The 19032-nt window shown below is 34.3% G+C and carries 19 protein-coding genes; 7 read left to right on the plus strand and 12 right to left on the minus strand.

Annotated features, from left to right (window positions below; all coding sequences use genetic code 11):
- Positions 1 to 15: 15 nt before the first annotated feature.
- From IWX80_RS04040 to IWX80_RS04055, 4 genes are read right to left on the minus strand one after another with little or no spacing between them, the layout of a single operon-like run.
- Complete coding sequence (locus IWX80_RS04040; RefSeq protein WP_196852260.1) at positions 16 to 2136, minus strand: DUF4301 family protein; 2121 nt, start codon at positions 2134 to 2136, stop codon at positions 16 to 18.
- On the minus strand, positions 2091 to 2720 hold the full coding sequence (gene pnuC / locus IWX80_RS04045; RefSeq protein ID WP_196852261.1) for a nicotinamide riboside transporter PnuC: 630 nt from the start codon (positions 2718 to 2720) through the stop codon (positions 2091 to 2093). Before pnuC ends, IWX80_RS04040 begins: the two co-directional genes overlap by 46 nt.
- A 4-nt stretch (positions 2721 to 2724) precedes the next feature.
- The gene (locus tag IWX80_RS04050; RefSeq protein WP_196852262.1) at positions 2725 to 3441 is read right to left on the minus strand and encodes a geranylgeranylglyceryl/heptaprenylglyceryl phosphate synthase; all 717 of its coding nucleotides are present in this window, start codon (positions 3439 to 3441) and stop codon (positions 2725 to 2727) included.
- A gap of 27 nt (positions 3442 to 3468) precedes the next feature.
- A complete protein-coding gene (locus IWX80_RS04055; protein ID WP_196852263.1) occupies positions 3469 to 4110 on the minus strand; it encodes a 4'-phosphopantetheinyl transferase family protein in 642 nt (213 codons plus the stop codon).
- A gap of 230 nt (positions 4111 to 4340) precedes the next feature.
- On the opposite strand from IWX80_RS04055, the gene ahcY reads away from it, so the two are divergent.
- Together ahcY and IWX80_RS04065 are read left to right on the plus strand one after the other, a co-directional pair.
- Positions 4341 to 5657, plus strand: coding sequence for an adenosylhomocysteinase (gene ahcY, locus IWX80_RS04060; RefSeq protein ID WP_196852264.1), 1317 nt, complete (start codon positions 4341 to 4343; stop codon positions 5655 to 5657).
- Positions 5658 to 5932: 275 nt separating this feature from the next.
- Positions 5933 to 6541 (plus strand): hypothetical protein, encoded by a 609-nt coding sequence (locus IWX80_RS04065; RefSeq protein ID WP_196852265.1) that lies wholly within the window; start codon positions 5933 to 5935, stop codon positions 6539 to 6541.
- Between the two features lie 117 nt (positions 6542 to 6658).
- On the opposite strand, the gene rpmA is transcribed toward IWX80_RS04065, so the two are convergent.
- Entirely contained in the window at positions 6659 to 6925 is a 267-nt protein-coding gene (gene rpmA / locus IWX80_RS04070) for a 50S ribosomal protein L27 (protein WP_086453627.1), read from the minus strand.
- A gap of 23 nt (positions 6926 to 6948) precedes the next feature.
- The gene (rplU, locus tag IWX80_RS04075; protein ID WP_091259317.1) at positions 6949 to 7371 is read right to left on the minus strand and encodes a 50S ribosomal protein L21; all 423 of its coding nucleotides are present in this window, start codon (positions 7369 to 7371) and stop codon (positions 6949 to 6951) included.
- A 237-nt stretch (positions 7372 to 7608) separates the two neighbouring features.
- On the opposite strand from rplU, the gene IWX80_RS04080 reads away from it, so the two are divergent.
- Both IWX80_RS04080 and IWX80_RS04085 read left to right on the plus strand, forming a co-directional pair.
- Positions 7609 to 8934, plus strand: coding sequence for a M16 family metallopeptidase (locus tag IWX80_RS04080; protein WP_091165949.1), 1326 nt, complete (start codon positions 7609 to 7611; stop codon positions 8932 to 8934).
- Between the two features lie 11 nt (positions 8935 to 8945).
- On the plus strand, positions 8946 to 10994 hold the full coding sequence (locus IWX80_RS04085; protein ID WP_334682217.1) for an insulinase family protein: 2049 nt from the start codon (positions 8946 to 8948) through the stop codon (positions 10992 to 10994).
- Positions 10995 to 11085: 91 nt separating this feature from the next.
- Here the strand turns inward: IWX80_RS04085 and IWX80_RS04090 are convergent, their stop codons facing one another.
- Entirely contained in the window at positions 11086 to 11952 is an 867-nt protein-coding gene (locus IWX80_RS04090; RefSeq protein ID WP_196852266.1) for a DMT family transporter, read from the minus strand.
- Positions 11953 to 12060: 108 nt separating this feature from the next.
- On the opposite strand from IWX80_RS04090, the gene IWX80_RS04095 reads away from it, so the two are divergent.
- Positions 12061 to 12438, plus strand: coding sequence for a heavy-metal-associated domain-containing protein (locus IWX80_RS04095; protein WP_196852267.1), 378 nt, complete (start codon positions 12061 to 12063; stop codon positions 12436 to 12438).
- A 191-nt stretch (positions 12439 to 12629) separates the two neighbouring features.
- Here the strand turns inward: IWX80_RS04095 and gldD are convergent, their stop codons facing one another.
- From gldD to mutY, 4 genes are read right to left on the minus strand one after another with little or no spacing between them, the layout of a single operon-like run.
- On the minus strand, positions 12630 to 13193 hold the full coding sequence (gene gldD / locus IWX80_RS04100) for a gliding motility lipoprotein GldD (RefSeq protein ID WP_196852268.1): 564 nt from the start codon (positions 13191 to 13193) through the stop codon (positions 12630 to 12632).
- A 6-nt stretch (positions 13194 to 13199) separates the two neighbouring features.
- A complete protein-coding gene (locus tag IWX80_RS04105; RefSeq protein WP_196852269.1) occupies positions 13200 to 14495 on the minus strand; it encodes a gliding motility-associated protein GldE in 1296 nt (431 codons plus the stop codon).
- 23 nt (positions 14496 to 14518) lie between these two features.
- Positions 14519 to 14959, minus strand: coding sequence for a single-stranded DNA-binding protein (locus IWX80_RS04110; RefSeq protein WP_196852270.1), 441 nt, complete (start codon positions 14957 to 14959; stop codon positions 14519 to 14521).
- A 44-nt stretch (positions 14960 to 15003) separates the two neighbouring features.
- Positions 15004 to 16041 carry an A/G-specific adenine glycosylase gene (gene mutY, locus IWX80_RS04115; RefSeq protein WP_196852271.1) on the minus strand — a complete coding sequence of 346 codons (1038 nt, stop codon included), beginning with the start codon at positions 16039 to 16041 and terminating at the stop codon, positions 15004 to 15006.
- Between the two features lie 133 nt (positions 16042 to 16174).
- On the opposite strand from mutY, the gene IWX80_RS04120 reads away from it, so the two are divergent.
- Together IWX80_RS04120 and IWX80_RS04125 are read left to right on the plus strand one after the other, a co-directional pair.
- Complete coding sequence (locus IWX80_RS04120) at positions 16175 to 16465, plus strand: HU family DNA-binding protein (protein ID WP_066080765.1); 291 nt, start codon at positions 16175 to 16177, stop codon at positions 16463 to 16465.
- A 318-nt stretch (positions 16466 to 16783) separates the two neighbouring features.
- Positions 16784 to 18328: an Rne/Rng family ribonuclease gene (locus IWX80_RS04125; RefSeq protein WP_113634220.1), complete on the plus strand. Its 1545-nt coding sequence runs from the start codon at positions 16784 to 16786 to the stop codon at positions 18326 to 18328.
- 188 nt (positions 18329 to 18516) lie between these two features.
- Here IWX80_RS04125 and IWX80_RS04130 read toward each other — a convergent pair whose 3' ends face one another.
- Positions 18517 to 18960, minus strand: a complete 444-nt coding sequence (locus IWX80_RS04130; protein WP_196852272.1) for a nucleoside deaminase — start codon at positions 18958 to 18960, stop codon at positions 18517 to 18519.
- Positions 18961 to 19032: the final 72 nt, after the last annotated feature.

Consider the following 19032-nt stretch of genomic DNA (forward strand, 5'->3'; position numbering starts at 1 on the left):
GAATATGTTTTTTTTTTAGGATTGATGTGCCGGTTTCAATAAATCATTCACTGTTTTTACCGGATTAAAAGTAATCAATGGCACCTGTACAAACACAGTCAGCCAATTTGCCATAGCGCCGTTCCATAAACCAGGTAACTCATATCCTTTGATACTTTTGCCTGCTACATTTTTCTCTACAATAAAACCACTGTTGTAATCCACAAACTGAGTCAAATCAAATTTCTCTTTTTTATAATTTTTAATGCCACAAACTAAATCAACCGGATTAAAATGGGTGGCAGCATTCAGAATTTCCTTTTGATTGTCATTAACCAAATCAACTTGAGAACTTTCTACAATTTGTAAGGAAACGGCACCTTGATTATCTCGCACCCAAAATGGACCTCCGCCTGGTTCACCCTCATTTTTTACGATTCCACAAACACGTATTGGTCTGTTTAAAATAGTCTGCAATTCAATGATTTTAGTTTCTAAATTTTTAGAATAAAAATCATCCTTCATGGTAATATTTAATTTTTCTTTCAAAAAAAGAATGATTTCATCTATCAACTCGGGTTCAATTGATACAGCATCCAAAGTATTTAAATAACTAAAAACCTGTTGCTGAATTGCCATTAAAATTCCAGCCAATCCTTTTTTGTACAAAGAAATTTTCTCTACATTGTTTTGAATTACATTATCAATATTTTTTATAAAAACAATATCAGCATCCAAATTATTCAAATTCTCAATCAAAGCCCCGTGACCTCCTGGTCTGAAAACTAATTGTCCATTTTCATCCCGGAACGGCTTGTTTTTCATAGTGACCGCAAGCGTGTCAGTGGTTTTATTTTGATACGAATAACTAACATTTATTGCGACAGCTGATTCGTTTTCAATTTTAGATTTAACAGAATCAACAATATCTTCAAAATGTTTTTGATGCGATTCTGAAACCGTAAAATGTAAATCAGAGCCATTATTAGCACTTGAATATTGCGCACATTCCCGCAAATGTTCTTCAACTGGAGTTGCAATATGGGTTTTATATTTGTGAAAAGGAAGAATCCCTTTGGGTTGATTTGCAAAATCAAAATAATCCGATGACAGCATTAATTTTATGAAATAGTAATTTTTAAAACTTCGGTCCAAAGTATCAAAATCAGCAAATTCTGCTTTCAATTGCTTATCTATTGCTTCAAAAAAAGGAAACTTCTCCATTCCTACAATAAAAATGGACAGTTTACTCGCTTTTTTTCGATTAATATAAGCATTAATCGATTCGTTTTCAACATCAAATTCATTCAGAAATTCTGTTAAAAACTTAAACATTCTACTCGCCGCTCCAGATGCAGGAACAAATTTATTTAATTTGAGCTCTGATTTATTTGCATCAAAAAAACTTGCTTTCTCTTGAAAATCTTTCTCTGATAATTTCAAAATACCATTTGACAACTTTGCCGGACTGACTAAATCTGCCTTTGGAATTCCATTTTTAAAAAAATCAAGTTGCTTTTGAATAGTTGCAATTGGGATTCCATATTCCTGAATATGCAAAAAATCAGCCGATGAAAATCCTAATTCTCTAGCCAAAGTCAAATCTTCAATAATTGCAACTGCCTTTTTAAGCCGCAAATCTTTGTCTCCGGAAAGTGTTATAAATGGCTTATTATTATCGATTAAAGATTGCTTAAAAACCGCAAAAACAGATTCTCTTCCCTCCGCTTTGTCTCTTAAATCATCTCTTTCCCAAGGCACATCAATATCAGTCAAAAAAAACAAATCATATTCATGTTCGCAAGCCGCTTCATGTAACAAAGGGTCACAATAGTTATAATACACCTCAGAAAAAACCTTGGTAACCATTAAATTCGTATCACAAAAAAGATACTTATTGGCAGTCAGCGTTCGCTCATTTTCTAATTTAGTTTGACCATAAGCAATGGGCAGCATGTCATCAACAGTACATATTTGCTGGCTGGAATCCCATTTTTCCTGAAGATAATCGCGTGCAAATTCTGGAACCCATTGGGTTTTATAATATTCCGCAAGTTGTCTGGCCAATGTAGTTTTGCCAGTGCTTTCAGGACCAAATAAAGCTATTTTAATTATTTTTGTAACTCCGTTGGAGAGCTGTCTGAGATTTTCTTCCATTCTAAATAGCCAAAAATGGCAACTACTGTAAATACTATATATTGAAAACTGGTAAAAGTATAGCCTTTTGCAAAATACAACGGAATGGAAATTACATCTCCAACAATCCAAAATATCCAATTCTCTACTTTTCTTTTGGCCATGAGCCACATTCCTACAAAGAAAATCCCTGTAATAAATGTATCCACATACGCGTACCAAGTGGTGAATTTTCCGAAATAATGATATACCGAAATCACAAAGGCGACGGTAAATATAAAAAGAATTATCGCAATTCGTTTTTCAAAACTCGAAATTTTTGAAATTGGGAATTCTTCCGTATCTCCTTTTTTCCGAGTCCAATGGTACCAGCCATAAATACTCATCACAAAATAATAACCGTTGATCATCATATCGCCCCATAAAGTCCATTTCCAAAGCAAATACACAAATATGGAGGTACTTATTAATCCGGTTGGAAAAACTAAAATATTGTCTTTTTTAGCGTACCAAACGCTTAATAATCCAAAGATGACAGCAACAATTTCCAATATAATATCTAATGTTGGGTATTCGCTGTACTGCGAAAAAAAATAATCAATCATTTAATTATGCGTTAAAAAAATTATTATCGTTTTCAAAAGCGGTTCCTATAATTACTAAATCGGCTCCGGAATCATAAGCGCTTTGAATTCCCTGCAAATCTACAATTCCGCCACCAACAAGTAGTGGAATTTCAATATTTTGAGCAACTAATCCAATCATTTCTAGCGGAACAGCTTGTTTAGCGCCACTTCCCGCTTCCAGATAAATCAATTTGTTTCCTAACATTTCGCCGGCTTGTGCCGTAGACAATGCTAAATCAAGATTATTTCTATTTAAAGGTTTGGTCTTACTCACTCTCTCTACAGCGGTCTCAGTTCCGCTTTCAATTAAAATGTATCCTGTAGAAATGATTTCGAGTTTGGTTTTCTTTAATATGGGAGCTGCTTTTACCTGATGTTCAATTAAATAATCCGGATTGCGACCAGAGATTAATGACAAAAACAAAATAGCATCAGCTTTGTCTGAAATCTGGGATGGATTTCCGGGAAAAAGAACAATAGGTAAATCACAGTTTTGCTTGATTTTTACAATTAATTCATCTAGAATATTTGTTGTAACATGGCTTCCGCCGATGAAAATATGGCTTGCCGGCGATTGATGTATTTTTGAAATTAGTATTGCTACAGTGTTCAAATCAATTTTATCTGGATCAAGAAGAATAGCTAATAATTTTTTGTTATTCCTTTTGGCTTGTATTATTTGACTGTATAGGTTCTCCATAAGTTCTACCGCAAATTGTGGTTTGTTTTAATTTTCAAAGGCATAAACTAAAGTAAAATCTTCTATTTCTTCAAAATGAATTTTGAAATCTTTTACTAAATTATCAAAATGAAGTTCAGCGATGGTCTGTTTAATTTCAAAATCAAAATCACAGACTCTTATATGGTTTTTGAAACTGATTCCTTTTTCATTTCTAATTTTGAAAATAGCTTCTTTAACACCCCAAATAACGGTCAGTTTTCGAATGTATTCGTCACTATCCAAATCCAAAAACTGAAATTCCGAATCACAGAATTTATCTGCAATTCGGGTTATTTTGTCTCTTTGCAATTCGATATCGATTCCTACGGTTTCGTCACTGATAATAATCGCGGAAAAATTATGAGAATGCGTTATGGAAATGAACTTTCCATCGTTTAAATGTGGTTTTCCAAAAACATCATAATACAAATCAAAATCAGTGTAACCAACTTGTTGTAATAATTTGCGCACGCTAAGAAAAGCGCGTTGGTGCATCTCCGATTTCATTCCGTTTAGCCGAATCTGATTGCTTTCATTGAGAACAACCTGCTTGTATAATTCGGCAAAAGGTTCTGTTATTTTCCAAATTAAAATTTGGGTGTTGAACCCGACGCTTGCAGAGAAATGTATCGTTTTAAAAAGTGGCATCGTGTTATGATCTTGATTTTTAGCCCCGATTGAAGTGAAAATCCTTTTTATTTTTCTTTAAAAATAAAAAGATTGCAACAAAAAGCGGGAAATAGCTCCTAATAAAAATTATTTAGTTAATGGTCAAAAGATTAGCGAATTAAACAATTCATAATTCTTTTAGAAAACAGCTAAATTCTAAAGTTATTACGTAAATTTGCAAAAAATTTACAATTACAAATATACTATAAATGAGTACTACAACTATGCCTTTTGTGGCTTTCAAAGTAAAAGACATTTCTCTAGCGGCTTGGGGAAGAAAAGAAATTGAACTAGCTGAAGCTGAAATGCCAGGTTTGATGGCGCTTCGTGCGGAATATAAAAATGAACAACCACTTGCTGGCGCTCGTATTGCAGGATGTTTGCACATGACAATCCAAACTGCGGTTTTGATTGAAACTTTAATCGCTCTTGGTGCTGAAGTGACTTGGAGTTCTTGTAACATTTTCTCTACTCAAGATCAGGCTGCTGCTGCAATTGCTGCTGCAGGAATTCAAGTTTACGCTTGGAAAGGTTTGAACGAAGAGGATTTTGACTGGTGTATTGAGCAAACATTATTCTTTGGTGAAGACAGAAAACCATTGAACATGATTCTTGATGACGGTGGAGATTTGACGAATATGGTTATTGACCGTTACCCGGAATTAGTTGCTGGAATCAAAGGATTATCTGAAGAAACTACAACTGGAGTTCACAGATTGTACGAAAGAGTAAAAGCGGGAACATTGCCAATGCCGGCAATCAACGTGAATGACTCGGTTACTAAATCGAAATTTGACAACAAATACGGTTGTAAAGAATCTGCAGTTGATGCTGTTCGTCGTGCAACGGATGTTATGCTTGCTGCAAAAAGAGTAATCGTTTGTGGTTACGGTGACGTAGGTAAAGGAACAGCTGCTTCTTTTAGAGGTGCTGGTTCTATTGTTACCGTTACTGAAATTGACCCAATTTGTGCTTTACAAGCTGCTATGGACGGTTTTGAAGTAAAAAAATTAGATACAGTTATTGAAACTGCTGATATTATCATCACAACGACTGGAAATAAAGATATCGTTTTGGGTTCTCATTTCGAAAAAATGAAAGATAAAACTATCGTTTGTAACATTGGGCATTTTGATAACGAAATTGATATGGCTTGGTTGAATACAAACCACGGTGCATCAAAAGTTGAAATCAAACCACAAGTTGACAAATATACAATCGCTGGAAAAGATATTCTTATCTTGGCTGAAGGTCGTTTGGTAAACCTTGGTTGTGCTACAGGTCACCCAAGTTTCGTAATGAGTAACTCATTTACTAACCAAACTTTGGCTCAAATCGAATTGTGGAAAAACAGCGCGGCATACAACAATGAAGTGTATATGTTACCAAAACACCTTGACGAAAAAGTAGCAATGTTGCACTTAGCTAAATTAGGTGTTGAATTAGAGACTTTACGCACTGATCAAGCGGATTATATTGGTGTTCCAGTTGAAGGTCCGTTCAAACCAGAATATTATAGATACTAGTCTAAAATTAGATTTTTAGATTATTGGATTTTTAAAACCCTTGCAGTTCCGAAGTTTCGGTAGCAAGGGTTTTTTTTGGCGTGACCCTTCGCAAAAACTTCGGGTCGGGCTATGCGCTTTATCTTTTATTACGCTGCGCTTCATAAAAGGATAACGCTACTATCCCTTACGCAAACAAGCTAACTTTTTTTAATAGAAAGCTTTTCCAATACGCTTTACAAAAGCAAATTTAATATTGTAGTTTTACGTAAAGTACAAAACTAAAAAAAACTATTATGACTCCTATAAAACCCTATTTAGTCATACTATTGTTAATTGCTTTTCAAAACATAGCAGCACAAGATAACGACAGAAGCGCATACCAAACTCAATTGTTTAAATTAGCAATAAAAACGAGCGTGAGCGGTGATTACCTAGAAGCAATAAGAACTTTTGCAATTAGTCACAATATCAATCCTAAAGCTGAAATCGCTGCATTTGCAATAAAAAAAGGAGATTCCTTAAAAGGAATACTACGACAAAACAAAATCAACAAACTAATTGGAAAATGGAAATGGATTCCCCAAGACTCAAATTGGGCAATACGTGAAGATGATCTCGTTGGAAAAATGATTCATTTTAGCACCGAAGAAATTCAGTTTTTTGAATTATTCAAAAAGTCAAAAGAATGGAAATTAGTTCAAACTGAAAAGATTAAATTTTCCGAAAACCCAGAATCGCCCTCATTTACTGAACTTTTGTCTTCAAATAATGAAGTTTGGGATTATAATATTGATCCTAAAAGCGGACAATTAATTACATATTATATTGGAGAAAAAATTGAAGATAATTACACTGAATTAGTTTGCGGAAATCAAAAACTTATCTATTTCAAATTACAATAGTTTAGTACCTTTAATCCAACTAAAACCATTCGTTTTGCTACTCCAATGCAGTTTGTACAAGCAAAAAATCCGTCTCACAAACAGTGGACGGATTTTTTAAATAATTGAGAAAATCAATTATGCTTCAACTTCGAATGGAAGTATAGAAACATAAGATTTGTTATCTCTTTTCTTTTGGAAGAAAACAACTCCATCTACTCTTGCATGTAGTGTGTGATCTTTACTGATGTAAACATTTGCACCTGGATTATGTTTTGAACCTCTTTGTCTTACGATGATGTTCCCAGCAATAGCAGCTTGACCACCAAATATCTTAACGCCTAAACGTTTTGATTCTGATTCTCTACCATTCTTAGAACTACCGACACCTTTCTTGTGAGCCATGACGTATTAGTTTTATTTTGTTATTATTCTTGAGTATCTTCTTTTTTAGCTTTAGCTACCTTTTTCTTAGGAGCTTCAACTTCTTCTGTAGTTGCTTCAGCTGCTGCTTTTTTAGGAGCCGCTTTTTTAGCACCAACACCAGTAATACCTTCAATTACAATTTGAGTAAGATATTGTCTGTGACCGTTTCTCTTTTTGTATCCTTTTCTTCTTTTCTTTTTGAAAACGATAACTTTATCTCCTTTTAAGTGTTGTAACACTTTAGCTTCTACTGAAGCACCTTCTATAGCTGGGGCGCCTAAAGTGATAGTTCCGTTATCATCTAATAAAAGAACTTTGTCAAAAGAAACTTTTGAACCCTCTTCATTAGTCAAACGGTTAACATAAACCTTTAAGTCTTTGCTTACTTTGAATTGTTGCCCTGCTATCTCTACGATTGCATACATACTGAATTGTTTTAATAATTTTTAAGGTTGCAAATATACAATTAAATATTTACCTCGCAATTTGTTGAAGAAAAAAAATATTTTTTACGCCAGAATTCCTTATTTGTTAGGCTTTTGAACCAAACGTACGAAAGAACATGATGAACTAGTGTTAAATTTCCCACACCGAAGTGCTTTTGATGTAACAAAAATATAAAAGCACTACTAACAAGACATATTAACAAAATTATTAACCTTATGAAAAATTCATTAATGGCTTTAGGTGCTTTGTTTATGCTAGGAGGAGTCGCTTCTGCGCAAAAAGTAGCTTTTGAGGAATACAAATTAGACAATGGCTTGCATGTGATCTTGCACAACGACCCATCTGCTCCTACTGTTATTACATCAGTAATGTACCATGTGGGTGCAAAGGACGAAAATCCAGAGAGAACTGGTTTTGCTCACTTTTTTGAACATTTATTGTTTGAAGGAACCGAAAATATCAAACGCGGTGAGTGGTTTAAGATTGTAACTGGAAACGGTGGTGTAAATAATGCGAACACTACTGATGATAGAACCTATTATTATGAAGTTTTCCCTTCTAACAACTTAGAATTAGGTTTGTGGATGGAAGCAGAAAGAATGTTACACCCGGTAATCAATCAAATTGGTGTTGATACTCAAAACGAAGTTGTGAAGGAAGAAAAAAGACTTCGTGTTGACAATCAGCCTTATGGAAACTTTTTAGCGGAAGTAAAAAAGAATATTTTCACAAAACACCCGTATCGTTGGGCTACTATTGGTTCTATGAGCCACTTAGATGCTGCTACATTAGAGGAGTTCCAAGCTTTCAACAAGAAATTTTACATTCCTAACAATGCTGTTTTGATTGTTGCCGGTGATTTCAAAAATGAACAAGCTAAAGAATGGATCCAAAAATATTTTGGACCTATCAAAAAAGGAGCTGCTATCCAAAGAGAGACATTTGTTGAAGAACCAATTACTCAAACCATAAAAGCTAAATTTGAAGATGCTAATATCCAAATCCCTGCAATCGTAGCAGCGTATAGAACGCCATCTATGAAAACCAGAGATGCAAGAGTATTGGATATGATTTCCTCTATTTTAAGTGACGGAAAAAGCTCAAGATTATACAAGAAAATAGTTGACGACAAGAAAATGGCCTTACAAATTGGTGCATTTAGCAATAGTCAAGAAGATTATGGAAGCTATATCATTTATGGTTTGCCTCAAGCTCCAAACACTGCTGAGAATATTCTTGCTGAAATTGACTTGGAAATTGTAAAACTACAAACAGAATTGATTTCTGAAAAAGACTTACAAAAATTACAAAACAAATTCGAAAACCAATACGTAAACAGCAACTCAACTATTGATGGTATTGCTGACAACTTGGCTTCTTATCATTTGTTATACGGTGATGTAAACTTAATCAACACCGAAATCGAAATCTACCATTCTATCACTCGTGAGGAAATCAGAGATATTGCCAAGAAATATTTAAATCCAAACCAAAGATTAGTTTTGGATTATGTTCCATCTAAAGACAAAGCTCAAAACTAAGATATATCATTATGAAAAAATCAATATTAATTTTATCAAGCTTGTTCTTAACAGTAATCATGCAAGGACAAATCATCCCTCAGCCAAAACCCGGAGTCGCTCCAACTATAAAAATTGGAAAACCGGTAACCTTTGAATTAAAAAATGGTTTGAAAGTTATGGTCGTTGAAAACCATAAATTACCAAGAGTAGCATTCAGTCTTACTTTAGACAATGATCCGTATGCTGAAGGCGACAAAAAAGGAGTAGCTGACATGACCAGTACTTTAATTGGAAGCGGTACGACAAAAATTTCGAAAGCAGCTTTCAATGAAGAAGTGGATTTCTTAGGTGCCAACATCAATTTTAGTTCGAACGGTGCATCAGCAAGTGCATTATCTAAATATTCTGGAAGAGTTTTAGAGTTAATGGCTGACGGTGCATTAAACCCAAACTTCACACAAGAGGAATTTGACAAAGAGAAAACAAAACTTATTGAAGGCTTAAAAGCGAATGAAAAAAGCGTTTCAGCAGTAGCAGCAAGAGTTGTAGATGTTTTGACTTATGGAAAAAACCATCCTGCTGGAGAATATGTAAGCGAAGCTACTTTGAAAAACGTAACTCTTGCTGATGTAAAAGCGAATTACAATACTTATTTTGTTCCAAGTAATGCTTACCTAATTATTGTAGGTGATGTAAAATTCAGCGAAACAAAGAAAATGGTAGAGAAATTCTTTGGTTCATGGAAAAAAGCATCTGCTCCTTCGATTTCTTACAGCGATCCAAAAGATGTTCCGGCTACACAAATCAACTTTATTGACATGCCAAATGCAGTTCAATCAGAAGTTGCAGTTGTGAATATGTCAAATCTTAAAATGACTGATCCTGATTACTTCGCAGTTTTGGTTGCGAATCAAATCCTTGGAGGTGATTTCAACAGTTACATTAATATGAATTTAAGAGAAGTTCACGGATGGACGTATGGTGCTAGAACTAGCATTTACGGAGATAAACGCATTTCTACTTTTAATGCTTCTACACAAGTTCGTAATGCCGTAACAGATAGTACTGTTGTTGAGATTTTTAAAGAATTTAAAAAAATCAGAACTGAGAAAGTGACTGATGAAATGTTAGCCAGCGTAAAAGCAGGATACATTGGACGATTTGTAATGCAAATTGAAAAACCACAAACGGTAGCCGGATACGCTTTGAGAATTCAAACACAAAGTTTACCAGCTGACTTTTACGAAAACTACATCAAAAACATCAGTGCTGTAACAGCAGATGACATTTTGAGAGTTGCCAATAAATACTTCTTAGCAGACAACAGCCGAATTGTAATTGTAGGAAAAGCAGCTGATGTAGCTCCTAGTTTAGAAAAATTAAAATTCCCTGTTTCTTATTTTGATAAATACGGAAACCCAACGGCTAAACCTGAATTCAAAAAATCGGTTCCAGCTGGAGTAACTGCAAAAAGCGTTATTGACAATTACATCAAAGCTATTGGTGGAGAAAAAGCAGCTATGGCTGTAAAAACAATTGCAATGAACGGGACTACTACAATTCCGCAAGCACCTTCTCCATTAAATTTTACTTCTAAAATTGATGCCAAAGGGAAATTGATGGTTGAATTAGCTATGGGAACTATGAGCTTGATGAAACAAGTGGTAAATGAAAAAGGAGCTTACGTAATGCAACAAGGGCAACGTCAAAACATCGAAGGAACGATGCTAACAGACATGAGAAACGCTGCTACACCATTTGAAGAATTATCTCTTTCTAAAAAACAAGGTTTAACGCTAGAAACTATCGAGTCAATTAATGGAAAAGACGTTTATGCCGTTAAAAACGGAAAAACTACTTTATATTATGATGTAACTTCTGGTTTGAAATTAGCCGAATCTAAAGTAGTAGAACAAGGTGGTCAAAGTATCACACAAACTACAAATTATGCCGATTACAAAGAAGTAAAAGGAGTTAAAGTTCCTTTTAACATCATCCAAAATGTAGGTTTTGAATTAGACATAAAAATGTCTGACGTAAAAATCAACGAAGGTGTTTCAGATGCTGATTTTCAATAATCAAAATTTGAATTAGTTAATAAAGGCTGTCTTTCTAGACAGCCTTTATTGTTTTATACTGTTTTAAAGTTTCCAAAATAAACACTGAATACTACTTCTTAGCCGATAAATACACCCCTATTAAAATAATGAAAGCACCAAAAAACTGAACTGGCGTCAGCATTTCATTATCTAATAATCCCCAACAGAAAGCAACTACGGGAATCAAATACGTTACTGAAGTAGCAAAAACCGGTGACGACATTTGGATTAATTTAAAGAACAGAATATTGGCAATTCCAGTTCCTACAACCCCCAGAATCATTATAAATATAATCGACTCCTGCACTTTTACATCATGCACTACTTCAAAGAAACCGGAGAAAAACAACACCATAAATGCCGGAAAAAACAACACCATAAAATTACCGGTCGTAATACTCAGCGGACTCAAGTCATGCAAATATTTTTTGATTAAATTCACATTGACGGCATAACAGATGGACGCTATTAAAACCAAAATAGCATAATAATAATTTTGTTCCGGATGATGAATTGCGCCATTCAAAATCAACAAAGCACTCCCTATTAAACCAATAAGAATCCCAAAAATCTGATTTCTTTTGAATTGCAATCCAAAAACTAAAGCTCCTAAAATCAATGTATTCAAAGGAGTAAGCGAATTCAAAATAGAACTAACAGAACTATCAATTTCAGTTTGTGCAATCGCAAACAAATAAGCGGGAATAAACGTCCCGAATAAAGAAGTCAAGGCAATATACTTCCATTTATATGCTGGTATTTTGGACAAACTTTTAAACCCTATCAATATTAAAAAAACAGCTGCAAAAATAATTCGCAACGATCCCAACTGTAAAGCTGTTAATCCGATTAATCCTTTTTTTATCAGTATAAATGAACTTCCCCAAACTAAGGCAAGAACGATCAAGTATACCCATTTTAACTGCTTCGATTCCATAAAAATAATTTTGCCCCAAAATTGTAATTATTTTATGAATTAGTCCTTCTTTTTTTAATTAATTTTGTAACACACAAAAAGCTTTTAATCTTTTAAATTTTCATCATAATGAACTTCAAAAAATCAATCGTAACGCTAATACTTACCAGTGTTTTATTTGTAGGCTGTAAAGAAAAAGAAACGGATATTGTTTCGAAAGAAACTGCTGAAACAGCTGCTCCAAAAGTTAAAAAAGAAATCGCAGCTGCTAATCTTCAAACCACAAGTTTCTCTGTAGAAGGAATGACATGCGCTGTAGGTTGCGCCAAAACTATTCAAGAAGATTTAACTGCACTAGACGGCGTTCAAAAAGCAACAGTAGATTTTGAAACAAAATTAGCCACCGTAACTTTTGACAAAACGGTTCAAACTCCAGAAAAACTGACAACAGTTGTAGAAGCTGCTGCTGATGGTAAAACATACAAAGTTTCGAATATGAAGTCGTAAATTGACTTTCACACTTTTTACTGCAAAGCATTCTCTTAATGGGGATGCTTTTTTTATGCAATATAAATCATTGAAGGTCATTTAAGAAAACTCGAAATTTACTATTCACGGGCCTATTTGTACTTAAATGTCTTATATGTTATAAAAGATTATTTATTGTTTCGCAATATTTTGGTTAATCTTTATAGTTGTTATTTCCATTTAAGGGTTTCCATCAATCGCTGCATATCATTTTTGATATAACTCGCTGCTGGCATAATGGAATCATAATTGGGTTTTGCATAAAAATAAACAGAACCTGTTACAAAATGTCGCGTACTGTCCGTTGCATAAAACTGCGAATTTGTAGCGGCATTTCCTTCTACCTGATAAAACATTCCATAGACTTTTTTATCAGGATTCAAATACGGTTGTTCCAGAATATCATCTGCTTTTATCACGTGCTCAAAAGTCAGTTTTTGAGCATCACGCAACAGTTCATTAATGTTTTTGGTGACTGGTTTATAGGTCAAAAAAATAGTTGCTTTCATTTTAGGGTATGTTATCGTAAACCCACAATCCGTCTCTTTTTTGATAACGGCATCTGAATTCATTTCGAAAGCAAAAGGACATTCGTTTTCGAAATTTACATATTTAGCTTCTGGATAATCCAATCGCAAATAGCTCGAAGGTTTTGGCAAGACATCATCTTTACAACTAAAAACCAACAATGAGACTGCAATTATTGCTGAAAAAGCGACTATTTTTTTTAACATTTCTACTTATTCAATTGTTACTTTTATTTGCTTCACTCTTTTTTCATCTACTGATTCCACAGTAAATAGACAGTTTTCAAATGAAATTTTCTGATTTTTTTTTGGGAAATTTCCTAAAATTTCAAGAATAAAGCCAGCCAGTGTTTCAGCTTCTCCTTTTTTTATTTCAAATAATTCTTCGTCGACATCAATTATTCTGTAAAAATCCTTGAGGTTTATTTTCCCTTCAAAAAGGTAATTTTTATCATCAATTTGAGAAAAATTAATGTGTTCATCGTCAAATTCATCGCTGATATCTCCAACAATTTCTTCAATGACGTCTTCAAGTGAAACTAATCCTGATGTTCCGCCATATTCATCAACAACGATAGCCAAATGACTTTTCATGCTTTGAAAATCTGTTAAAAGATTATCCAATTTTTTATTTTCAGGAACAAAGAAAGGCTCCCGCAACAATGATTTCCAGTCAAACTCATTCGTATTAATATGCGGCAACAAATCTTTGACATACAAAACGCCTTCAATCTGATCTATATTGTCACGATACACCGGAATTCTGGAATACCCTTTTTCTATAATTTTAGGACAAATAACCGAAAATGATTCGTCTATTTCTAAAGCAAAAATATCGATTCTGGGACTCATAACTTGTCTAGTATCCGTATTTCCAAAGCTTACAATTCCTTCTAAAATTTTTTGCTCTTCAGTAGAAGTTTCGTCCGAAGCTGTTAATTCTAAGGCTTGTGATAATTGGTCAACAGAGAAATTTGTTTTTTGCTTCGCTAATTTATTGTGGAAATAAATCGTGGCGGCGCGCATAGGCAAACTTATTGGCGAAAGCAATTTATCCAGAAAAGCAATCGGATAAACAATCAGTTTGGCAAACTTTATATTGTTTCTGCTAGCATATACTTTTGGCAACACCTGACCGAATAACAAAATTAAAAAAGCAGCAGTGATTACCTCCAAAATAAATTTTAAAAGCGGCGCTGTTACTGTCGAAAAAATAGTTTTTCCAACTAAAGAAAACAATAATACTATGGAAATATGAATGAAATTATTAGCAACCAGAAGCGTTGCAACCAATTTTTTGGGTTTTGCTAAAAGTTCCGAAATAATTTTCCCTTTAGAGTTATTTTCCTGTACTATTTCGTCGATGTCTTTTTGTGACAACGAAAACAAGGCTACTTCAGCTCCTGAAATTAATGCGGAACAAAACAGCAAAATGGCAATTCCTACAAAACCAAACACTACATTAGCATCAATAACGTAAGAAAAAAATAAACTGGGCTCTGGGTCCAAATTAGTTGAGATTAATTAAACAATCAGAATGGCAAGTCATTAATAGGCAAGACATTATTTTCTGGGTTAAAATTAGTGTTTTTCGGAACATCAGGGGCAGGAATTTGTTTGTTGTTTTCACTGTCTTTTTTTGTGGACAAGAAAGTGAATTCGGTTACCTGAATCTCAGTGGTGTGTTTTGTACTTCCATCCTCTGACTGCCATTGACGGGACTTAATGCGTCCTTCAACGTAAATTTTATCCCCTTTAGAAAGGTATTTTTCACAAAGTTCCGCGGCTTTATTGCGCACTACCAAATTATGCCACTCTGTAGAAGTAATTTTTTCATTGGTAGTTTTATTGATATACACTTCGTTTGTAGCCAATTGAAACCTTCCAATACAATTGCCTCCATCAAAATAATGCATTTTGATGTCGTCGCCAAGAAAACCAATTAACATAACCTTATTTAATGTTCCGTTCATTTTAGAATATGGTATTTTATCAAAGATACATTTTTTTAGAAACTCTATAAATCCTTTTCAATAAAATTATGAATCACAATTGGGAACGGAAAAGTTTTCAAAGTTTCCGCATCAATCCCGTTTTCAATTGTTCCTTCAATTTTTACTTTCCAAAACTTAATATGTAAATGCTGGTGTGACAATTTATGAATGATGCTTTTCTCGTTATATTCTAACATACTTATGACAGTATTATCTTTAAAATACTCCGATTGAACAGCTTCGCTAACGCAATCAAAATCTTCCTCTTTTTCGGTTTCCATCAAAGGGAATTCATATAAGTTGTGCCAAATTCCTTTGTCCGTTCTTTTTTGAATTATAGTGTTGTCATTTTCATCTGCAACGACCATATAATTAAAGTATCGGTTTCTAACTTTTAGTTTTTTGGACTTTACCGGCAATTGGTCCACTTTATTTTTTTGCAAAGCAGCACAACTTTCGTTGAAAACACAAATGCCACAATTCGGGCTTTTAGGAACGCATTGCAACGCACCAAACTCCATAATGGCTTGATTGAAAGTTGCCGGGTTGTCTTTTGGCATCAGTTCGAAAGCCAAAGCAGCGAATTCTTTTTTGGCGGAAGCCTGAGCAATATCCGTATCGATGTCGAAATAACGCGACAAAACCCGGAACACGTTCCCATCAACCACCGGAACGGCTTCATTATAGGAGAAAGAGGCAATCGCAGCCGCAGTGTATTCTCCTACTCCCTTTAATTTCAATAAATCATTATAAGTTGCCGGAAATATTCCCGATAAATCAAAAGCGATATGCTGCGCAGTTTTGTGCAAATTTCTAGCTCTGGAATAATATCCTAATCCTTGCCAAAGTTTTAAAACTTGTTCTTCATTGGCTTTTGCCAAATCAAAAACATTAGGATAAGCGGTTGTAAAAGACAAAAAATAAGGCATTCCTTGTGCCACACGCGTCTGTTGCAACATGATTTCAGAGAGCCAAATAGGATAAGGATCAGTGGTATTTCTCCAAGGTAAATCGCGTTTATTCTGTAAATACCATTGTATTAACAAGTTAGAAAAAATCATGTTTTAATTATTTGTTAGCAAAAGTAAAAGTTTATGTGATTAAAATTTAATGAATTAGCTTGAATAATTGTTTTTTAAATTCCTATATTTGCAAACTCAAAAAAATAGTACAACATTATAAATAGGAAAGAAAATGACGAAAGCAGATATCGTAGCAAAAATTTCAGAAAAATTAGGTCTTGAAAAAGGAGATGTACAAGCAACTGTAGAGACCTTTATGAATGAAGTAAAAAATTCATTAGAAACTGGAGACAATGTTTATTTAAGAGGTTTTGGAAGTTTTATAGTGAAGACTAGAGCTGAGAAAACAGGAAGAAATATTTCTAAGAATACCACAATAAAAATTCCTGCACACAACATTCCTGCATTCAAACCTGCAAAAGTTTTTGTAGAAGGAGTGAAAACAAATAACGAAGCAAAATAATAATATTAATCATAAAATCGACAAGACATGCCAAGTGGTAAAAAAAGAAAGAGACATAAGGTAGCAACGCACAAACGTAAGAAAAGAGCGAGAGCTAACCGTCACAAAAAGAAAAAGTAGTTTTAAACTACTTTTTTCTTTTTAAAAGTTCATTGAAATTGAAAAAAGATGAAAGAGCAAAGAAAATAGAGAACAGACCCTAAAAGTCTAAACTCTTTAATCTATTCTCTATAAATCTTCTTTTCCCCGGGTTCAATACCTGTTAAAATATTGTTTAATCCATTTGTTCGCCTTGGCGAATAGATAAAAATGTACAGCGTGAATAAAGAATTAATCATCCGATCTAGTTCTGAAGCCGTAGATTTTGCCTTATTAAAAGATGGAAAACTAATTGAATTACACAAAGAAGAAGAAAAAAGCAACTTCCAGGTTGGTGATATTTTTATTGCCAAAATCAGGAAACCAGTTGCCGGACTTAACGCTGCTTTTGTAAATGTAGGCTTCGAAAAAGATGCCTTTTTACATTATCATGATTTAGGACCTAATTTAGCTTCCCAACTGAAATTCATAAAACTTGTAAGCGCAGGTAAATTAAAAGATTTCTCCCTAAAAAACTTTCAGTTTGAAAAAGAAATAGACAAAGATGGTACCATCACTGATGTTTTGAGTTCCAATCAATCTGTTTTAGTACAAGTCGTCAAAGAACCTATATCTACAAAAGGACCAAGAATTAGCGCTGAGCTCTCTCTTGCCGGAAGATTTATAGTTTTGGTTCCGTTTTCTGACCGCGTTTCTATTTCACAAAAAATAGAAGACAAAAAAGAAAAAGAACGCTTGAAACGATTAGTACAATCCATCAAACCAAAAGGATTTGGTGTTATTGTTCGCACAGTAGCCGAAGGCAAAAATACAGCCGAATTAGAAAAAGATTTGCAGAACCTGCTCAGCAGATGGACTGCAATGTGTAAAAAATTACCAACTGCTCATCATCCGTCAAAAGTTTTAGGAGAACTCAACAGAGCTTCTTCGATATTAAGAGATGTATTCAACGATACCTTCAGCGGTATTCAAATAGATGACGAAGAGTTGTACAACCAAACAAAGGATTATTTGCAAGAAATTGCACCATCCAAACAATCAATTGTTAAATTTTATCAATCAAAAGACACACCTATTTTTGAGAAATACAACATAGAGAGACAAATCAAAACTTCTTTTGGAAAAACAGTATCCATGAGTAAAGGGGCGTATCTTATTATCGAACACACTGAAGCCTTGCACGTCATTGACGTAAACAGCGGAAACCGTTCTAATAAAGCCACCAACCAGGAAGATACAGCCATGGAAGTCAATATGATTGCAGCTGCCGAAATCGCAAGACAATTACGTCTTCGTGATATGGGCGGAATCATCGTAGTTGATTTCATCGATATGTCAAATCCTGAAAATCGTAAAGTGTTGTTCGATTTCTTGAAAGAAGAAATGAGCGACGATAAAGCAAAACACAAGATCTTACCTCCAAGCAAATTTGGATTAGTTCAAATTACAAGACAAAGAGTAAGACCTGAAGTAAATATTAAAACTAGAGAAGAAGATCCAAACAATGAAAGCGGCGAAATTGAAGCGCCAATTCAAATCATTGATAAAATCGCTTTTGATTTAGAAAGAGTATTAAAAAACCACAAAGATGTTGTGCTTAATGTACATCCTTTTGTGGCCGCATACCTTACCAAAGGTTTTCCATCATTACGTTCAAAATGGTTTCTTGAACATAAAAAATGGGTGAAAATTATACCTCGTGATGCTTACACGTATTTAGAATATCATTTCTACGACAAAAAAGAAAATGCTGTCATAGAATAAATTACAAACTCCTCAAGAAATTGGGGAGTTTTTTTTTGCGTCATTGCGAGATTTTTCGAAGCAATCTGTAATTTATAATTTATTTGTTTTTAGGAGCTATTTCCAGCTATCCGCTATATCTTTTCCTGGCTAAAGAAGCCAGAAAAAGGATGCCGCTTCTATCTGGGCTATGGCATTCGTTTATAGCATCACTTCCTTCTCTCCACAAAAAATCGCTTCATCAACTCCGAAGCTTCATTCGCCATAACCCCACGAACAACAGTAGTTTTAGGATGCAATTGCGTTCCCATTTTTAAAAAACCGCGATTTTCATCAGTGGCTCCATATACAATTCTCGAGATCTGACTCCAATATAAAGCGCCGGCGCACATCTGGCAAGGTTCCAGTGTGACGTAAAGCGTACAACCAATCAAATATTTCCCGCCAAGATAATTCGCAGCAGCAGTGATGGATTGCATTTCGGCGTGAGCCGTAACATCATGTAATAATTCGGTTAAATTATGACTTCTGGCAATGACTTTATTATCAATGACAATTAGCGCGCCAACAGGAATTTCGCCTTTTTCAAAAGCCATTTCGGCTTCCTGCAAAGCTTTTTTCATGAAATATTCGTCGGTGAAAGGATTTATCATAATATAGACCGCAAATTCGCAAATTTAAATTCTTTGTGAAACAACTTTTTTTATCGACTGCAAAAATACAAT

This window comes from Flavobacterium sp. CAN_S2 (genome assembly GCF_015752255.1).
Lineage (GTDB): Bacteria > Bacteroidota > Bacteroidia > Flavobacteriales > Flavobacteriaceae > Flavobacterium.